General features: G+C 73.9%; 17 protein-coding genes. 3 read left to right on the forward strand and 14 right to left on the reverse strand.

Going from position 1 to position 15,630, the window contains the following annotated elements; all coding sequences use genetic code 11:
* Positions 1 to 2 precede the first annotated feature (2 nt).
* From carA to CLV34_RS13880, 10 genes are all read right to left on the reverse strand, one after another.
* Positions 3 to 1,250: a glutamine-hydrolyzing carbamoyl-phosphate synthase small subunit gene (gene carA / locus CLV34_RS13835; protein WP_170044703.1), complete on the reverse strand. Its 1,248-nt coding sequence runs from the start codon at positions 1,248 to 1,250 to the stop codon at positions 3 to 5.
* A gap of 23 nt (positions 1,251 to 1,273) precedes the next feature.
* Entirely contained in the window at positions 1,274 to 1,807 is a 534-nt protein-coding gene (locus tag CLV34_RS13840; protein ID WP_245859241.1) for a PH-like domain-containing protein, read from the reverse strand.
* On the reverse strand, positions 1,804 to 3,138 hold the full coding sequence (locus CLV34_RS13845) for a dihydroorotase (protein WP_100350897.1): 1,335 nt from the start codon (positions 3,136 to 3,138) through the stop codon (positions 1,804 to 1,806). The genes CLV34_RS13840 and CLV34_RS13845 overlap by 4 nt, the downstream gene beginning before the upstream one ends.
* The gene (locus CLV34_RS13850; protein WP_100350898.1) at positions 3,135 to 4,100 is read right to left on the reverse strand and encodes an aspartate carbamoyltransferase catalytic subunit; all 966 of its coding nucleotides are present in this window, start codon (positions 4,098 to 4,100) and stop codon (positions 3,135 to 3,137) included. Before CLV34_RS13850 ends, CLV34_RS13845 begins: the two co-directional genes overlap by 4 nt.
* On the reverse strand, positions 4,097 to 4,699 hold the full coding sequence (pyrR, locus tag CLV34_RS13855) for a bifunctional pyr operon transcriptional regulator/uracil phosphoribosyltransferase PyrR (RefSeq protein ID WP_100350899.1): 603 nt from the start codon (positions 4,697 to 4,699) through the stop codon (positions 4,097 to 4,099). Before pyrR ends, CLV34_RS13850 begins: the two co-directional genes overlap by 4 nt.
* 348 nt (positions 4,700 to 5,047) lie before the next feature.
* Positions 5,048 to 5,497: a transcription antitermination factor NusB gene (gene nusB / locus CLV34_RS13860; RefSeq protein WP_100350900.1), complete on the reverse strand. Its 450-nt coding sequence runs from the start codon at positions 5,495 to 5,497 to the stop codon at positions 5,048 to 5,050.
* Between the two features lies 1 nt (position 5,498).
* Complete coding sequence (gene efp, locus CLV34_RS13865; protein WP_100350901.1) at positions 5,499 to 6,062, reverse strand: elongation factor P; 564 nt, start codon at positions 6,060 to 6,062, stop codon at positions 5,499 to 5,501.
* Between the two features lie 54 nt (positions 6,063 to 6,116).
* A complete protein-coding gene (locus CLV34_RS13870) occupies positions 6,117 to 6,593 on the reverse strand; it encodes a hypothetical protein (RefSeq protein WP_100350902.1) in 477 nt (158 codons plus the stop codon).
* A 10-nt stretch (positions 6,594 to 6,603) separates the two neighbouring features.
* On the reverse strand, positions 6,604 to 7,251 hold the full coding sequence (locus CLV34_RS13875; RefSeq protein WP_100350903.1) for a hypothetical protein: 648 nt from the start codon (positions 7,249 to 7,251) through the stop codon (positions 6,604 to 6,606).
* Between the two features lie 57 nt (positions 7,252 to 7,308).
* Complete coding sequence (locus tag CLV34_RS13880) at positions 7,309 to 7,773, reverse strand: type II 3-dehydroquinate dehydratase (protein ID WP_100350904.1); 465 nt, start codon at positions 7,771 to 7,773, stop codon at positions 7,309 to 7,311.
* Positions 7,774 to 7,864: 91 nt separating this feature from the next.
* On the opposite strand from CLV34_RS13880, the gene CLV34_RS13885 reads away from it, so the two are divergent.
* From CLV34_RS13885 to CLV34_RS13895, 3 genes are read left to right on the forward strand one after another with little or no spacing between them, the layout of a single operon-like run.
* Positions 7,865 to 9,385, forward strand: a complete 1,521-nt coding sequence (locus tag CLV34_RS13885) for an MFS transporter (RefSeq protein WP_245859242.1) — start codon at positions 7,865 to 7,867, stop codon at positions 9,383 to 9,385.
* Entirely contained in the window at positions 9,382 to 10,431 is a 1,050-nt protein-coding gene (locus CLV34_RS13890; protein ID WP_245859243.1) for an alpha/beta fold hydrolase, read from the forward strand. Before CLV34_RS13885 ends, CLV34_RS13890 begins: the two co-directional genes overlap by 4 nt.
* Positions 10,428 to 11,222 carry a glycerophosphodiester phosphodiesterase family protein gene (locus CLV34_RS13895; RefSeq protein WP_245859244.1) on the forward strand — a complete coding sequence of 265 codons (795 nt, stop codon included), beginning with the start codon at positions 10,428 to 10,430 and terminating at the stop codon, positions 11,220 to 11,222. Before CLV34_RS13890 ends, CLV34_RS13895 begins: the two co-directional genes overlap by 4 nt.
* On the opposite strand, the gene CLV34_RS13900 is transcribed toward CLV34_RS13895, so the two are convergent.
* The 4 genes from CLV34_RS13900 to aroB all read right to left on the reverse strand — a co-directional run bounded on the left by CLV34_RS13900 (position 11,137) and on the right by aroB (position 15,583).
* Positions 11,137 to 12,534 (reverse strand): sensor histidine kinase, encoded by a 1,398-nt coding sequence (locus CLV34_RS13900; RefSeq protein WP_100350906.1) that lies wholly within the window; start codon positions 12,532 to 12,534, stop codon positions 11,137 to 11,139. The genes CLV34_RS13895 and CLV34_RS13900 overlap by 86 nt on opposite strands.
* Before the next feature lie 13 nt (positions 12,535 to 12,547).
* On the reverse strand, positions 12,548 to 13,342 hold the full coding sequence (locus tag CLV34_RS13905; protein WP_100350907.1) for an ABC transporter permease: 795 nt from the start codon (positions 13,340 to 13,342) through the stop codon (positions 12,548 to 12,550).
* Positions 13,339 to 14,340 carry an ABC transporter ATP-binding protein gene (locus CLV34_RS13910; RefSeq protein WP_100350908.1) on the reverse strand — a complete coding sequence of 334 codons (1,002 nt, stop codon included), beginning with the start codon at positions 14,338 to 14,340 and terminating at the stop codon, positions 13,339 to 13,341. The genes CLV34_RS13905 and CLV34_RS13910 overlap by 4 nt, the downstream gene beginning before the upstream one ends.
* A 121-nt stretch (positions 14,341 to 14,461) precedes the next feature.
* On the reverse strand, positions 14,462 to 15,583 hold the full coding sequence (gene aroB / locus CLV34_RS17090) for a 3-dehydroquinate synthase (RefSeq protein WP_245859263.1): 1,122 nt from the start codon (positions 15,581 to 15,583) through the stop codon (positions 14,462 to 14,464).
* Positions 15,584 to 15,630: the final 47 nt, after the last annotated feature.

Consider the following 15,630-nt stretch of genomic DNA (forward strand, 5'->3'; position numbering starts at 1 on the left):
GATCAGCTCTCCTGCTCGGTCGTGGTGGAGGTGGCGCGCGTCCGGTGCGTGCTCATGAGGTCGAGGAAGCGGTCGAACAGGTACGACGCGTCGTGCGGTCCGGCCGCGGCCTCGGGGTGGTACTGGACGGAGAAGGCGGGCAGGTCGAGCGCCTCGAGGCCCTCGACGACCTGGTCGTTGAGGCCCACGTGGGACACGCGGACCCGGCCGAACCGGCCGCCGTCGAACGGCGCGACGGGCTCGCCGTCGAGGGGCGCGTCCACGGCGAACCCGTGGTTGTGCGCGGTGACCTCGACCTTGCCGGTCGTGCGGTCCATGACCGGCTGGTTGATGCCGCGGTGCCCGTACGCGAGCTTGTACGTGCCGAAGCCCAGCGCGCGGCCGAAGATCTGGTTGCCGTAGCAGATCCCGAAGTAGGGGATCCTGCGGTCGAGGACGGCGCGGAGCAGCTCGACCTCGGTGGTCGCGGCGCCCGGGTCGCCGGGCCCGTTCGAGAAGAACACCCCGTCGGGCTCGAGCGCCTCGACCTCCTCGATCGTGGTCGTGGCCGGCACGACGTGCACGCGCACACCGCGCTCGGCGAGCCGGTACGGCGTCATGGCCTTGATGCCGAGGTCGACGGCGACGACCGTCGCGACGGGCTCGGAGCCCGCGTGCTCGCCGAGCGGCTCGACCGTGTACGCCTCGTCGACGCTCACCTCGGCGGCGAGGGCCGCGCCCTCCATCTGCGGCGCGGACCGCACCTCGGCCACGAGGTCGTCCGTCGTGCGGCGCACGCCGTCGCGGTACAGGGCGTCGCCCGAGAAGATGCCCGCGCGCATGACGCCCAGCTCGCGCAGGTGGCGGGTCAGCGCCCGCGTGTCGACGTCGCTGATGCCGACGACGCCCTGCGCGGCGAGCTCCGCGTCGAGCGAGCGGTCCGCGCGCCAGCTCGAGAACCGCCGCGCGGGGTCGCGCACCACGTACCCCGACACCCAGATGCGACCCGACTCCGGGTCCTCGTCGTTGACCCCGGTGTTGCCGATGTGGGGGGCCGTCATGACGACGATCTGCCGGTGGTACGACGGGTCGGTCAGGGTCTCCTGGTAGCCGGTCATGCCGGTGTTGAAGACGATCTCGCCGACGGTGGTGCCGCGCGCGCCGTACGCGCGCCCGCGGCTCGTGCGCCCGTCCTCGAGGACGAGCAGCGCCGTGCCGTCCGCAGCGTCGGCGGGGGCGGTCGTCGCGGTTCCGGTCGAGGCGGTGCCCACCGTGGTGTCCGTGGTCGCTGTGCTCACTGCTTCTCCTCCGTCGTGGACGCGGTCTCGTCGCGCAGGGCGCGCACCGCGTCGACCAGCACGGCCCGGTCGCCCGGGTGCTGGGTCCTCAGTCCAGTGTCCAGGGTGGCGCCGGGCGCCTCCCAGGTGACGACCACGAGGCCGTCCTTGCCGACGAACTTGCCGGCCATGCCCGGGCTCGTGGTGACGTCGACGAGCCGGTCCGCGGGGACGAACACGTCGTGGGCGCCCTCCCGCGTGATCAGCACACCCGTGTCGAAGACCTGGGCGACCGCGCGCGAGCGGTAGCCGAGGTCGTGGGCGGCGACCCGGTCGAGCCAGTCCCCCGCCGTCGTGCTCGACACGTACACGCCGGCGATCTCGCCGGTGCGCGTCGTGCCGAGGTCACCGGTGGCCGGGACGGGCGGCAGGTCGGGCACGAGGGCCGCGCCGCGGCGCTCGCGATGCCTCCAGCCGCGCCACATGATGACGAACAGCGCGATCCCGATGACGATCCAGATCCCGACCGCGACGGGCATGGGCAGGTTCATCGTGCCGCTCCCACCGTCTCGACGGGCGCACCGTCGAGCACGGTGGCCCGGCCGCGCAGGAACGTCGCGACGACGCGTCCCGGCAGCTCGTGCCCGGCGAACGGCGTGTTGACGCTCGCGGTCTGCTGCTGCGCGCCGTCGACCGTGCGCACCGCGGCCGGGTCGACGAGCACGAGGTTCGCGGGCTCGCCGACCTCGAGCGGGCGTCCCTGCGCGTGCTCACCGGTGTCGATGCGGCCGATGCGCGCCGGGTTGGTCGACATGACCCGGGCGACGTCCGCCCACGTCATGCGGCCCGTGTCGACCATCGTCTGCTGCACGACCGACAGGGCGGTCTCGAGGCCGGTCATGCCGAACGCGGCCGCCGCCCACTCGCAGTCCTTGTCCTCGCGGGCGTGCGGGGCGTGGTCGGTCGCGACGATGTCGATCGTCCCGTCCGCCAGGCCCTCGCGGACCGCGTCGACGTCCGCCTGGGTGCGCAGGGGCGGGTTGACCTTGAACCGCGGGTCGTAGCCGCGTGCGAGCTCGTCGGTCAGGATCAGGTGGTGCGGCGTGACCTCGGCGGTGACGTCGATGCCGCGGCCCTTGGCCCAGCGCACGAGCTCGACCGAGCCGGCGGTGGACAGGTGGCACACGTGCAGGCGCGAGCCGACGTGCTCCGCGAGCAGGACGTCGCGCGCGATGATCGCCTCCTCCGCGACCGCGGGCCAGCCCTGCAGGCCGACCTCGGCGGACACGACGCCCTCGTTCATCTGCGCGCCCTCGGTGAGGCGCGGCTCCTGGGCATGCTGCGCGACGACCCCGTCGAACGCCTTGACGTACTCGAGGGCGCGGCGCATGAGGACCGGGTCCCACACGCACTTGCCGTCGTCGGAGAACACGCGCACGCGCGCGGCGGAGTGCGCCATCGCGCCGAGCTCGGCGAGCTGCTCGCCCGCCAGGCCGACGCTCACCGCGCCGACCGGGTGCACGTCGACCCAGCCGGCGTCACGACCGAGGCGCCACACCTGCTCGACGACCCCGGCGGTGTCCGCGACGGGCGTCGTGTTCGCCATCGCGTGCACGGCGGTGAACCCGCCCGCGGCCGCGGCCCGGGTGCCCGACGCGATCGTCTCGGTGTCCTCGCGGCCCGGCTCGCGCAGGTGCGTGTGCAGGTCGACGAGACCGGGGAGGGCGACGAGCCCGTCGGCCTCGATCACGACGGTGCCCTCGGGCAGGCCGTCCGTGTCGATCGTGTCCTCGATCCGGCGGATCGCGCCGTCCTGCAGGAGCAGGTCGGCCGGGTCGCCGCCCAGCGGGCGGACGCCGCGCAGGAGGTACGTGGTGCTCATCGGTTCCCTTCCAGGAGGAGGTACAGGACGGCCATGCGGACCGCGACGCCGTTCGCGACCTGCTCGACGATCACCGCGCGCGGCGAGTCGGCCGCGTCGGCGGAGATCTCGAGGCCGCGGTTCATCGGGCCGGGGTGCATGACGATCGCGTGGTCCGGCAGCGTCGCGAGGCGGCGGGCGTCGAGGCCGTAGGCTCGCGAGTACTCCAGCGGGCTCGGGAAGAACCCGCCCCCGCCGCTCATGCGCTCGCGCTGCACGCGCAGCATCATCACGGCGTCGGGCTTGCCGTCCGCGAGCGTGCCGTCGAAGTCGTAGGAGACGTCGCACGGCCACGCCTCGACGCCGACGGGCACGAGCGTGGGCGGGGCGACGAGCGTGACCCGCGCCCCCAGCGTGGTCAGGAGCGACACGTTCGACCGGGCGACCCGCGAGTGCAGGACGTCACCGACGACCGCGACGTGCAGCCCCGCGAGGTCGGACCCGCTGCCCGCGGTCGGCCCCTGCGCTCCCCCGACGAGGTGGCGGCGCAGCGTGAAGGCGTCGAGCAGCGCCTGCGTGGGGTGCTGGTGCGTGCCGTCGCCCGCGTTGACGACGGCCGCGTCGAGCCAGCCCGCGTGCGCGAGCAGGTGCGGCGCGCCCGACGCCTGGTGCCGGCAGACGACCGCGTCGGCACCCATCGCCTGCAGCGTCAGCGCGGTGTCCTTGAGCGACTCGCCCTTGGAGACGCTCGAGCCCTTCGCGGAGAAGTTGATGACGTCAGCGGACAGCCGCTTGGCGGCCGTCTCGAACGAGATGCGGGTGCGGGTCGAGTCCTCGAAGAACAGGTTGACGACGGTCCGGCCGCGCAGCGTCGGGAGCTTCTTGATCTCCCGCGACTGGGTGGCCGCCATCTCGGCGGCGGTGTCCAGGACGTGCACCGCGTCCGCGCGGGACAGGTCGGCGGTCGACAGCAGGTGCTTCATCGGGTGCCCTCCCCGGACTCGATCAGGACCGCGTCCTCGCCGTCGGTCTCGGTGAGCCGCACGCGCACGCGCTCGGTGTGCGCGGTCGGCAGGTTCTTGCCCACGAAGTCCGCCCGGATCGGGAGCTCGCGGTGGCCGCGGTCGACCAGTGCGGCGAGCTGCACCGCCCGCGGTCGCCCGAGGTCGCTCAGCGCGTCCAGCGCGGCCCGGATCGTGCGGCCCGAGTACAGGACGTCGTCGACCAGGACGACGACCTTGCCGTCGATGCCGGTGCCGGGCACGTCGGTCCGCCCGATGGCACGCGTGGGGTGGCTGCGCAGGTCGTCCCGGTACATCGTGACGTCGAGGCTCCCGACGGGCGCTCCCGCCGGCTCGATGGTCGCGAGGCGCTCGGCGAGGCGGCGGGCGAGCGGGACCCCGCGGCTGGGGATGCCCAGCAGCACGACGTCGGCGACGCCCTTGTTGCGCTCCACGATCTCGTGGGCGATGCGGGTCAGCGCCCGCTGGATCTCGGCGTGGCCGAGGACCACGGAACCGTTCGCCCCGTTCGCGGGGTGCGGCTCCGGCGGCACACGGGTGCCCTGGTCGGTGTGACTCATGAATCTGACCTCCTTCCCCGCCTCGCTGGACGGGTCTTAAAGGAACGTCGGCATATGCGCGATGTGGGGTGACGCGAGGCCTTGCTCAGGGTGGGGGCGCCGTGCGCCACCGTCCGGCAGTCTACCGGAGGCGACGCACGCGCCCCGTCGCCCCCGGCGCGAGGTGGCTCACATCACGGCCGCGACGGCCCGTCGGGGGCAGCACGGCACCAGGACGCGTCGTAGGTGTCGAAGCGCGGGCGCGGATGCGGGCGTCGTCGTCCGGGACGTGGCTGCGTCCCGCACGACGCGCGCCCCCGTCCCAGGAGGGGGCGGGGGCGCGGGTGCGGGTGCAGTCGTGCCGTGCGGTCAGGCGTCGTCGGAGCCTGCGGGCTCCGCGGATGCGGCCGGCTCGGCGAGACCGAGGTCGGCGATCCGGGCGAGCAGACCGTTGACGAAGGCGGGCGACTCGTCGGTCGACAGGGACTTCGCGAGGCCGGTGGCCTCGTCGAGCGTGACAGCGGCCGGGACGTCGGCGTTGAACACGATCTCCCAGACCCCGGCGCGCAGGATCGCGCGGTCGACCGCGGGCATGCGCTCGAGCGTCCAGCCGTGCGAGTACGTCTCGAGCAGCTCGTCGATGCGCTCGCGCTGGGCGTCCACGCCCTCGACGATCTCGACCGCGTACTGCGGCAGGCTCGTCTGGGTGCCCGGGACGGCGACCCGCTGGCTGAGCATGGTCACGGGCGGGACGCCGCGCTGGTCCGCCTCGAAGAGGACGTCGACCGCGCGCTTGCGCGCCTTGGTACGGGCGCCCACGTCAGTCGTTCACGCGGCCCAGGTACGACCCGTCGCGGGTGTCGACCTTGACCTTGGTGCCCGACTCGAGGAACAGCGGCACCTGGATCTGCGCGCCGGTCTCGAGGGTCGCGGGCTTGGTGCCGCCGGTCGAGCGGTCGCCCTGCAGGCCCGGCTCGGTGTACGTGACCTCGAGGACCACGGACGCGGGGAGCTCGATGAACAGCGGGACGCCGTCGTGCGTCGCGACGATCGCGTTCTGGTTCTCGAGCATGTAGTCGGACGCACCGCCCACGACGGCCGTGGAGACCGGGAGCTGGTCGTACGTGACGGTGTCCATGAAGATGAAGTCGTCGCCGTCGTTGTACAGGTACTGCATGTCGCGCTTGTCGACGTTCGCGGTCTCGATCTTGGAGCCGGCGTTGAACGTCTTGTCGACCACCTTGCCCGAGAGCACGTTCTTGAGCTTGGTGCGGACGAACGCGCCGCCCTTGCCCGGCTTGACGTGCTGGAACTCGATCACGGTCCAGAGCTGACCGTCGAGGTTCAGCACGGTGCCGTTCTTGATGTCGTTGGTGGTCGCCACGATCTGCTTTCCGGTCGGGGGAGGTCGGTGGGCCCGCTGCGGGGCCAGTCGATCCTACCCGACGTGCCCGAGGGCCCACAGGCCGAGCCAGCCGACGAACCCGGCCCAGACGAGCGAGGCGAGCGTCCCGACGACGAACCGCTCCGAGACGCCGGGGTTGTCGCGCAGCTCGGGGTACCGGCCGAGGCCCTTGATCGCGACGATCACCGCGACCCCTGCGGCGAACCCCGCGAGGACGCACCCGGTCACGGCGAGGCGTTCGAGGACGCCGATCCAGGTGCCGCCGCGCAGCGCGAGCACTGCGGCGGGGCTCGTCGGGCTGTCCGGCGTGCCGGCGTCGGCTGCCGGTGCGTCCACCTCGTGGTCGAGAGGCGGAGCGGCGCTCGCCGCGTGGGCCGCGTCCGCCTCCGCGCCGCCGGTGCGGGCCGCAGCCCGCAGGATCGCGGGCACCAGCCAGAGGCCGCCGAGCACGCTGAGGACGAGCGAACCGACGGCGACGCCCGCGGTCGCGAGCACCTCTCCGGCGCTCACGGGGTCACGCTCACGACCGGTCAGCCTCCTGGAGCAGCCGGGCCGCGAGCGGACGTGCCGCGGCCTCTTCGGGCCACATGCTAGCGAGGAGACGCTGGCTCACGGCCTGCTGCGACACGCCGAGGTCGCGGGCCAGGTCACCCTGGGTGGCACCCGCGCGGGCGAGGCGGTCGACGACCTCCCAGCCCGCGTCGGTGCGCCGCGCGACGACGGCTCCGAGCAGGACGAGCAGCGCCTCGGCGTCGCGGGCGGCACGCTCCCAGGCCGGCGGGCCGTCCCCTCCCCCGCTGCCGGCATCCAGTCCGAGTTCTACCGCGATGCGCGCTGCCCCCGGCCGCCGCTTGGCACGTTCCACGGCGTCGCGTGCGGCGAGGTAGGCGGGTCCGCGTGCCGCGCGCGTCGAGCCGGGCAGCGGCGTGTCGACCCCGCCGACGCCGATCCCGACGCTCCAGCGCCCGTCCCGGACGACCTGCAGCACGGTGTCGACGACGAGCGCGGCGTCGTCGAGGAGGGCTTGCGCCTCGTCGCCGACGGTCCGTTCGAGGGGGAGGACGACGCCGTCGCCGGGCCGGGCGATGCGTTCGTGCGCGGAGAGGAGCTCGGGCACGAGGTCGGTGCCGCGGCGGCTCCGGCGCTGGTCGACGGTCAGGACGAACATGCGACAAGCCTATGCGCTTGTCGCATCGAGCACAAGCGCCAGGGCTTGTCGGGGTGTCTACGCCGTCGCAGGCTTGTCCGCCGCCAGCCGCCCCGCGATCGCCGCGAGGGCCAGCCGGTACGAGTCGAACCCGAACCCGGCGACCGTCCCCGTCGCCACCGGACCGACGACCGAGGTGTGCCGGAACTCCTCGCGAGCCATCGGGTTCGAGATGTGCACCTCGACGAGCAGCAGGCCCGCCCTCGTGACCTGGGCCGCCGCGTCGCGCAGCGAGTACGAGTAGTGCGTGAACGCCGCGGGGTTGAGCACGACGTGCGCCCCGGCGTCGACCGCCTCGTGCAGCCAGCGCACGATCTCGGCCTCGTCGTCCGTCTGCCGCACCTCCGCGTCGAGGCCGGACTCCCCCGCCCAGGCGGTGGCGCGCTCGCGCAGGTCGTCGAACGACAGAGCGCCGTAGACGTCCGGCTCCCGGACACCGAGCCGGCCGAGGTTGGGTCCGTTGAGGATCAGCACGCGCGTCATGGCTGGCAGCCTAGGCGACGGGCGTGCGCGGGCGCGTCCACAGTCCGCCGACCGCGTCCCATGGCGCTCTCCCAGCCCCTACGATGCCCGGGTGAGCACCCCCGACGAGGTGGCGACGACGCCGCCCACCGGCACGTCCCGGCACGCCTCGAACCCGGAGGACGGCGACGGCGCGGTGCCCGCGACCGGCCGCGCCGCCCGCGGCCAGGTCGCGGCCTGGGCGCTGTGGGACTGGGGGTCGGCCGCCTTCAACGCGGTCGTCACGACGTTCGTGTTCACCCGCTGGATCACCAGCGACACGTTCGTCGAGGCCGGCGTCACCGACGTCGACCACGTCACGGCGCAGCACTCCGCCTGGCTGGGGTGGGGGCTGTCGGTCGCCGGCGTGCTCGTCGCCCTGCTGGCCCCCGCGCTCGGCACGCTCGCGGACGCGTCCGGCCGGCGCAAGCCCTGGCTCGCGGCGAGCACCGGGCTGACCGTCGCGACCATGGTCGGGATGTTCTTCGTGCAGCCCGTCCCCGGGTCGCTGTCGCACGCCGTCGTGCTCGGGGTCGCCCTGCTCTCCGCGGGCAACGTGTTCTTCGAGCTGGGTTCGGTCGCGTACAACGCGCTGCTGCTGCAGATCTCCACACCGCGGACCATCGGCCGCATCAGCGGGCTCGGGTGGGGCGCGGGCTACGTCGGCGGCATCGTCCTGCTCCTGATCCTCTTCGTGGGGTTCATCAACCCGGACGTCGGCTGGTTCGGCGTCACGGACGCGCACGGCATGGACGTCCGCGTGAGCATCCTGCTCTCGGCCGTGTGGTTCGCCGTGTTCGCGATCCCCGTGCTCGCCGTGGTGCGGGAGCGCGCGACCGGGCGGCCCGCGACCGGGCAGGCCGCGGAGGCGCCGTCGAGCGTCGCCCCGCGCGGTCTGCGCCGGCTCGCGGACGCGTACCGGCGCCTCGCCGCCGACGTCGTCCGGCTGTGGCGTACCGACCGCAACCTGCTCGGCTACCTCGTCGCCAGCGCCGTCTACCGCGACGGTCTCGCGGGCGTGTTCACGTTCGGCGCTGTGATCGCGTCCGGCACGTTCGGCTTCAGCGACAGCGAGGTCATCGTGTTCGCCATCGCCGCGAACGTCGTCGCCGGCCTGTGCACGGTCGGTGCCGGCTGGCTCGACGACCGGGTCGGACCGCGGCGTGTGGTCGTGACGTCGCTCGCCGGGATCGTCGTCGCGGGCCTCGCGGTGTTCGTCCTGCACGACGGCGGCACGCGCGCGTTCTGGGTGTGCGGGCTCGCGCTGTGCGCGTTCGTCGGACCGGCGCAGTCGGCCAGCCGCGCCCTGCTCGCACGGCTCAGCACTCCCGGGCACGAGACCGAGACCTTCGGCCTCTACGCCACGACCGGTCGCGCCGCGAGCTTCCTCGCACCGCTCGCGTTCTCGACCGTGGTCGCGGCGACCGGGCACCAGTACTGGGGCATCGTCGGGATCGTGGCGGTCGTGGGCGTGGGTCTCGTCCTGCTGCTGCTCGTGCGGTTCCCGGCGGGTCGTGGCGTCGACGGCCACCTTGACGTGGCGAGTGACGTGGCAGGCGACGTCGTGCCTGAGGGGGCAGGTGAGGTGGCGTGAGCGGACCCGCGCTGGTGGTCGGCGCCGCCGTCTCCTCTCGTCTCCCCGCCTGGGAGGACGACGCCCTTCTCGACGGATACCGCAGCGTGACCCTCACTGCGGGTGCCGCGTCGCAGCCCCCGGATCGCCGTGACGGCGCGGGCGCTCCCGTCCTGACCGTCGTCCGTCCGGCCACCACGCCCGCGCGCCCGCGCGGTGTGGTGGTGCACGTCCACGGGTACAACGACTACTTCTTCCAGACGCACCTGGTCGACGCGCTCGGAGCCGCGGGCTGGGCGTTCCTCGCGGTCGACGTCCGGCGTGCCGGACGGTCCCTGCGGCCCGGCGACGTACCCCACTACACCGACGACCTCGCCGAGCCCGCACGCGACCTGGCGACCGCGGTCGCGCTCGCCCGCACGCTGCACCCGGGACTCCCGGTGGTCGTGCACGCGCACTCCACGGGCGGGCTCGTCGCCGCCCTGTGGGCCCACTCCGTGCGGGGCTCCTCGGTCCCGGCGACCGGTCCGGTCGACGCGCTGGTGCTGGACAGCCCGTTCCTCGACCTGCGCGCGTCGTGGGCGGTGCGCACCCTCGGCACGTCCGTCGTCGACCTCGCGGCCCCCTACCGCCCGCTCGCGGTGCTGGCCACGGGCACGTCCTGGTACGCCACGCACCTGCTCGCCGCGAACGGTGGACGGTGGGACTTCGACCCCACGCTCAAGCGTCCCGACGGCGTCCCCGTCCGGATGGGGTGGCTGCGCGCGGTGCGTCGCGGGCAGTCCCGCGTCGTGCGCGGGCTGGAGATCGACGTGCCGGTCCTGGTGGCGCGGTCGGCGCGGTCGGGCGCCGACACCCCCGACAACCCGGGGCTCGACCGCGAGGACACGGTGCTGGACGTCCGGTCGATCGCGCGGCTCGGCCCACGGCTCGGCCCGCACGTGGACGAGCTGGTGGTCGACGGCGGGGTGCACGACCTGACGCTGTCCGCGGACGAGCCTCGGCGGGCCTACCTCGACGGCATGCTCGGCTGGCTCGACGCCCAGCTCCCCCGGACCGGCCGGTGACGGACGCCCCGCGCGGGCGCACCGGCTCGCCGTACCTGGAGGTCCCGTTCGTGGCGCTCGCCCACCGGGGCTTCTCGCTCGACGGGCTCGAGAACTCGATGGTCGCGTTCGCCGCAGCGCGCGACCTCGGCTTCCGGTACGTCGAGACGGACGCGCACGCCACGGCCGACGGTGTCGCGGTCGCGCTGCACGACGCCACGCTCGACCGGACCACGACCGCGCACGGGCAGGTGCGCGACCTGCCCTGGTCGGTCGTGCGCGCGGCCCGGATCGGCGGGCGCGAGCCGGTGCCGCTGCTCGAAGACCTGCTCGGGGCGTGGCCCGACCTGCGGGTCAACGTGGACGTGAAGGCCGACGGGGCCGTGGCGCCCGTGGCGGCGGCGATCGAGCGCACCGGGGCGCACGAGCGCGTGTGCGTCACGTCCTTCTCGGCCCGCCGCCGGCGTCGCACGGTCGCGCTGCTCTCGCGTCCCGTCACGACGTCGGCAGGTCAGGCGGAGGTCGCGGCGTTCGTCGTCGGGGCGCGCCTGCGGGCTCCTGGCCGGCCGGTGGTGCGCACCGCGCTGCGCGACGTCGACGCCCTCCAGGTGCCGGAGCGGTCGGGTCCGCTGACGGTCGTCGACGTGCGCACGCTCGCGGCCGCGCACGACGCCGGCCGCGTGGTGCACGTGTGGACGGTCGACGACCCCGACGACATGCACCGGCTCATTGACCTGGGCGTCGACGGGATCGTGACGAACCGCGCCGACCTGCTGCGTGCGGTGCTCGTCGACCGAGGACTGTGGACGTGAGCTCCCAGCCAGTCGACGGGCAGCCGGCCCGCACGATCTGAGAGATCCCCGGTGGATCAGCCCCGGTGGGCACGGACGCGCTCAGCGCGACACCGTCGCCGAGCACGGACTCGATCGTGAGGGTTCCCCCGACGCGATTCAGCCGGGCACGCATCCCGGCGAGGCCGTAGCGGTCCGGCGCCAAGGTCGCGAGACCGTCGAGGTCCCCGGCGCCGATCCCGACGCCGTCGTCCCGCACGTCCAGGAGCACGACGTCGGGAAGGTACGTGAGCGTGACGGCTGCCCGTGACGCGCGGGCATGCTTCGCGACGTTGGTGAGCGCCTCCTGCGCCACCCGGAACAGGACGGCTTCGGTCTCGTCGGGCAGCGGCCGCGCCGTGCCGGTGACCTCGACGTGCGCCGTGGTGCCCGAGCCGCACGCCCAGTCCGCCGCGTGCTCGGTGAGCGCGACCGCGAGCGTCGCGCGTTCGAGCTGCTCGGGACGCAGCGCGCGGACCGACCGCCGCGCCTCGGCGAGGCTCTCGCGCGCGAGGGCTCGCGCCCGGTCGAAGTGCGCGCTGCGCACCGCGGCGTCGCACGCACCGTCCGCCGCCTCGAGCTGGGTCACGATGCCGGCGAGCCCTTGGGCGAGCGTGTCGTGGATCTCCCCGGCGAGCCGCTGCCGCTCGTCGCGCACGCCCGCCTCGCGGGCCTGCACCACGAGCTGCGCGTGGAGGCCGGCGTTCTCCGTGATCGCCGCCTCGAGCCGGGCGTTCGCCTCCGCGAGCTCCCCGTTGCGCTGGACGCCGCGCTCGATGATCACGTAGAGGCTGACGCTGATGCCGTAGTTGACGGCGGCGACGAGCAGGCACGTGAGCCAGCTCGCGACGTCGTCCGGGTAGCCGCCCGTCTGCGAGGCCGCGAGGACGAAGGCCACGGGAGCGACGCACCACGGCAACCACCGACGCGGTACGCGCTCGTCCGCGACGACGAAGCCCGTCCACGCGAACACGGCGAACCATGGGTTGAGCGCGACGAGGAGCGCCGCGAACGCCACGTGGACGACGAAGACGGCGAGGTCCCCCGCGACGCCGTGGCGGCGAGCCCGCTGCGGCACCAGAACCACCCAGACGGCCACCGCCGCGGCGACCGCCAGCGCCGTCCGCAGCTGGTGCGGGGTCCCGTACCCGGCCCGCGCGGAGATCGTCGCGAGGAGCGACGAGACCGCGAGGGTCGGCAGGAGGAGACGACGGCCGACCCTGTCGAGGCGCGCGCGCCACGGGTCCTCGGACCCGGACGATCGGTCGGCCACGGCCTCGGCACGATGGTTCATGGGGACGATCGTGTCATTCCCACCGGAAGGTGCGGAGTGCGACACCCGTGCAGGCGACGGTCCAGCCCACCAGCACGAGGAGGCTCGGCGCCGGCGGCCAGCGGCCGTCGACCGTCGCCTGCACCGCCCGGACGCCTGCACCGAGCGGCGTCCAGTCGCTCACGGTGCGAAGACCCGACGGCATCGACGCGCGGGGGACCCACAGGCCGGCGAAGAACATCAGCGGAAAGAACAGCAGGGTCGACCAGGCGTTGGCGGCCCGGCCGCTCGGGGTGAGCGCCGCCACCACCACCCCCAGCCCGGTCACTGCCGTTCCCACCAGCGCGAGCGCCAGGACGAAGCCGAGGAACCGTGCAGGCGCGTCGACGTCGTACGCGACGACACCCACGACCAGGAGGACGACCGAGACGACCACCCCGAGTCCGGCGTAGATCGTGGCCTGCGCGCCGAGCAGCCGGCCCGGCGACACGGGGGTCGTGGAGAGACGGCGCAGGATCCCCTTCTCCCGGTACCCCGCGAGCACGGGCGGCATGAGCGTCACGACGCTGATGCACAAAGAGAACATCATGAGGATCGGCAGGTACGTGTCGAGGACGCTCGCTGCGCCGAGGCCGGGCTGCGGTGCGCGGGTGCCCGGGACCGCGCCCAGCACCACGAGACCGCCGAGCGGGAGGAAGGCCGACCAGAAGACCGCCGCGCCGGAGCGCCAGGCGAGACGCGCTTCGCTGCCCAGCAGCCGGCCGAAGACGCGGGCCGAGGAGGCACGGGCCGGATCGAGGGGCCGCGGCAGGAGGGTGGGCGTCGTCATGGTCGCTCCTGGGTGGTGGTCGTGGTCGTGACCGGGTCGGGGGTAGCAAGAGGGTCGTGCCCGCCGACGAGTGCGAGGAAGGCGTCGTCGAGGTCGGGTTGCAGCACGCGGAGCCCTTCGGCCACCACACCCGCGCGGGCGAGCGCGCTGACGACCGCCCCGAGCACGTCGCCCGTGCCGGCCACGCGCAGCTCGGCGCCGCGCCGTACGACATCGGCGACGGGGTCGAGCCGCGCGAGCAGCGACTCGTCGAAGGGCTGCGACGGACGGAAACGCAGCTCCTGCCGCGTGCCGAGCCGGTCCACGAGCCCCGCCGGGGTGTCGACCGCGACGACGCGACCCGCGTCGATCACGGCGAGCCGGTCGCACAGGCGCTCGGCCTCCTGCATGAAGTGGGTGACAAGGAGCACGGTGACCCCACGCTCGCGCACCCGCTCGACGAGGTCCCAGGTCTCGCGCCGCGCCGCAGGGTCGAGCCCGGTCGTGAGCTCGTCGAGGATCGCGACACGCGGGTTGCCGACGAGGGCGAGCGCGATCGACAACCGCTGCTGCTGCCCCCCGGAGAGGCTGCCGAACCGGGTCCGGAGGCTCGGCCCGAGACCGAGCACGTCGACGAGCTCGCGCCAGTCGGCCGGGGACGGGTAGAACGACGCGTAGAGGGCGAGCGCCTCGCGCACCGTGAGCTTTGCGGGGAGCTCAGCCTCCTGGAGCTGGACGCCCACCTGCGAGCGGATCGCGGCCCGGTCGCGCAGAGGGTCGAGGCCGAGCACCCGGACGGTGCCGCCATCACGTCGCCGCAGGCCCGAGACGCACTCGACGGTGGTCGTCTTGCCCGACCCGTTGGGGCCGAGGATGCCGAAGATCTCGCCGTCGTCGACGGCAAGACTGACGTCGACGACGGCTCGCGTGGCGCCGTACGACTTGGCGAGATGGTCGATCTCGACGACGGCGGACGGGGGTCGGGACGGGGTGTGCACGGACTGCGGGGTGGGTGGCATGGGGCTTCCTCTCGGTCGCCTCCAGCCTCCGGCTTCCGCGCATCCGCCCGCATCGGCCGGCCGGTTGCGGTGGTGGTCGATGCGGTGGACCCGGGAGTCCACCGATCGGTGGACTCCCGCTTCAGAGGGAGATCGTCCGTGCGCCCGGAGCGGCTGAGGAGATCTCCGCGTACGCGGCCTGGAGCAGCGCCGGGTCCGGGCCCTCGAGGCGCGTCGGACGGCCGACCCCTTCGAGGATCACGAACCGGAGGAGGTCGCCGCGCGACTTCTTGTCGCGCCGCATCGCGCCGAGGAGCTGGTCCCAGCGGTCGCCCCGGTAGGTCACGGGCAGGCCGAGCGACGTGAGGATCGACCGGTGCCGGTCGACGACGTCGTCGTCGAGCTTGCCGGCGAGCCGTGCCAGCTCGGCGACGAACACCATGCCGACCGAGACGGCCGCGCCGTGCCGCCACGCGTAGCGCTCGGCGAGCTCGATCGCGTGGCCGAGCGTGTGCCCGTAGTTGAGGATCTCGCGCAGGCCGGACTCCTTGAGGTCCTCGCCGACGACGCGCGCCTTGACCGTGACGGACCGTTCGACGAGCTCGGCGACCACACCCCGCAGGTGGTCGGACGGACCCTCGCCCGGACCCCAGGTGCCCCACGCGGCCAGCTCCGCGGCGTTCTCCTCGACGAGCTCGAGGATGCGCTCGTCCGCGATGAAGCCGGTCTTGACGACCTCGGCGAGCCCGGCGACGAAGTCGAAGCGGGCGAGCGACTCGAGGGTCGCGAGGTCGCACAGCACCCCGGCGGGCGGGTGGAACGCGCCGACGAGGTTCTTGCCCTCGGCGGTGTTGATACCCGTCTTGCCTCCGACCGCCGCGTCGACCATCGCGAGCAGCGTCGTGGGCAGGTGGACGACCGCGATCCCGCGCAGCCAGGTCGCGGCGACGAACCCCGCGAGGTCGGTCGTGGCGCCGCCGCCGATCGAGACGATGGCGTCGGAGCGCGTGAAGTCGGACTGTCCGAGCACCTGCCACAGGAAGGCCGCGACCTGTGCGGACTTTGCCTCCTCGGCGTCCGGGACCTGCGCGATGATCGCCTGGTAGCCGTGGGCCTCGAGGTCCTCGCGCACCGCCTCGGCGGACGCCTCGAGAGTCGGCGGGTGGACCACGAGGACGCGGGTGACACGCTCGCCGAGCAGCGCGGGGAGCTCACCGAGCAGGTGCGACCCGACGACGACGTCGTACGGCTGGTCGCCGGTCACGGTGACTCGGCGCGCCCCCGCCCCGGCACGCTCCGCGGGCTGCTCCT

The organism is Luteimicrobium subarcticum, from assembly GCF_002798015.1.
Classification (GTDB): domain Bacteria; phylum Actinomycetota; class Actinomycetes; order Actinomycetales; family Cellulomonadaceae; genus Luteimicrobium; species Luteimicrobium subarcticum.